This window comes from Actinoplanes sp. NPDC049802 (genome assembly GCF_040656595.1).
GTDB lineage: Bacteria > Actinomycetota > Actinomycetes > Mycobacteriales > Micromonosporaceae > Actinoplanes.
This window is the reverse complement of the sequence record NZ_JBFAMR010000187.1, coordinates 1-1,323: the sequence shown is the minus strand read 5'-3', so window position 1 is coordinate 1,323 and position 1,323 is coordinate 1. Positions and strand designations below refer to the sequence as shown.

Below are 1,323 nucleotides of genomic sequence, written 5' to 3'. Positions count from 1 at the left end.
AAGATCCCGGTGCTGATCGGCGGCGGAGGCGAGAAGAAGACCCTGCGCCTCACGGCGAAACACGCCGACATCTGGCACAGCTTCTCCGACCCGGAGACCCTCGAACGCAAACTCGGCATCCTCGGCCGGCACTGCGCCGACATCGGCCGCGACCCCGCCGAGATCGAGATCTCCGTCATGGGCAACACCGAAAACCGCGACAAGATGTACGAGCTGGGCGCCCGCCTGTTCACCATCCACACCGGCGGCCCCACCCCCGACCTCACCGAACTCCGCGAGTTCCTCGCCTGGCGCGACAAACTGAACGCGTAAGAGCCTCAGGACAGGGGCTGGATCGAGTCTTCCCGCGTTCAGCCCCTGGCCATGGGCCGTCGAATCAAATCTGGCCGAGATCGATCTCGACGGGGAAGGGCGCGGTCAGCTTCACTACGCCGGTGAAGACGTCGCTGTCGCGGTAGCGTCCGGCTGCCGGATCAAGGATGTAGGTGTAGACGAGGGGCACACCGGTCACGGCCTGCTCGACCCGCCAGTAGAACTGGATACCTGCTCTCGCGTACTGATCGGTCTTGACGATCCGGTCAGTCGTCTCCGAGCCTGGCGAGACCACCTCCACCACGAGAAGCACATGCTCGGGCCGGGTCGGACTGACGTCGATGGTGTCCGCACGGTAAACCGTGACGTCCGGACGACGATTGTTCAGCGGCACGTCCTGAAGCCGGACGTCGAAATCGGTGTCAGCGTTCCAATCCGGGCCCGCGGCAGCATCCAGGGCATTGGCCAGAAGCCTGGCCAGGCGGTTGTGTCGCTTGGAGGCGCTCGGGCTCACGAGGACCATCCCATCCACGATCTCGATACCGGCGCACTGCTCGTCGGTCCACGTCGCGTACAGCTCAGCCGTGACCTGCTCGTGCATCCAGGCCGGCGCGACCATCTCGGCAGTCATACACACCTCCCGGCTGCTGCTCGGCTGCCGGCCCCAACATACCGTGACCCGGGCCTTGGCCGGCCGCTGACATCGGCGTCCGGGCTACGATCTCCATCGAGTCCCAGACCCATCGGGGCTTGTCGTATGACTGGATGTGGTAGCAGGACGAACTGGGGCCACTACTTCCCGCTCCCGGGCGAGCCGGACGGGCTGCACTTCGAGTGCTGGACCATGCTCGCCGCCTGGGCGGAGTCCACCTCCCGAGTGGAGATCGGCGCACTCGTCGCCTGCAACAGCTACCGAAACCCCGACCTGCTCGCCGACATGGCCCGCACCGTCGACCACATCTCTTCCGGCCGCCTGATCCTCGGCATCGGCTCAGGCTGGTTCGAACGCGA

General features: G+C 65.8%; 3 protein-coding genes. 2 read left to right on the top strand and 1 reads right to left on the bottom strand.

All coding sequences use genetic code 11. The features are described 5' to 3' along the window. Positions 1 to 312 (top strand): LLM class flavin-dependent oxidoreductase (locus AB0I88_RS41295; protein WP_361037769.1); only part of this gene is annotated, 312 nt, incomplete at its 5' end. A 64-nt stretch (positions 313 to 376) separates the two neighbouring features. Here AB0I88_RS41295 and AB0I88_RS41290 read toward each other — a convergent pair. Further along, positions 377 to 943, bottom strand: a complete 567-nt coding sequence (locus AB0I88_RS41290; RefSeq protein WP_361037767.1) for a Uma2 family endonuclease — start codon at positions 941 to 943, stop codon at positions 377 to 379. A gap of 126 nt (positions 944 to 1,069) precedes the next feature. Here AB0I88_RS41290 and AB0I88_RS41285 point away from each other — a divergent pair. Beyond that, positions 1,070 to 1,323: LLM class flavin-dependent oxidoreductase (locus AB0I88_RS41285; RefSeq protein WP_361037765.1), on the top strand; the 254-nt coding region annotated here is incomplete at its 3' end.